This is a genomic window from Enterobacter sp. C6 (assembly GCF_008122455.1).
GTDB classification, from domain to species: domain Bacteria; phylum Pseudomonadota; class Gammaproteobacteria; order Enterobacterales; family Enterobacteriaceae; genus Enterobacter; species Enterobacter pseudoroggenkampii.
In genome coordinates, this window is sequence record NZ_QPFW01000003.1 from 1 (window position 1) to 423 (window position 423).

The following is a 423-nucleotide window of genomic DNA, read 5'->3' on the forward strand; positions in this document are numbered from 1 at the left end:
CCGAGCGCGGCAATAACCGCCCCCATCACCGGCACAAAGCTGTACCCCAGTCCCCCTGAAATCACAGCCCCACCGGCCGCCGCACCGAGCGCATTGCCCAGGTTGAAGGCGCCGATGTTGACCGACGATGAGAGGCCCGGCGCTTCATGCGCGACGCGCATCACGCGCATCTGCAGCGGCGGCACCACGGCAAAGGTGGCGGCTCCCCAGACGACCATTGCGATCGCGGCCCCAAACTCATTACTCGCCAGCCACGGAATGGCAATCATGATGGCAATCAGCAGGGTTAAGAAGCCCTTCAGCGTGCCGCTCACGGAACGGTCGGCAAATTTCCCGCCGAGATAGTTGCCGATCGAGAAGCCCACGCCTATCAGTACCAGCATCGCGGTCACAAAGAGAGGCGTTGCGTGGGTGATGTCATGC

The 423-nt window shown here is 62.9% G+C and carries 1 pseudogene; it reads right to left on the minus strand.

The features are described 5' to 3' along the window. Positions 1-423, minus strand: a pseudogene (locus DOU50_RS00015) (MFS transporter); the annotation flags it as partial.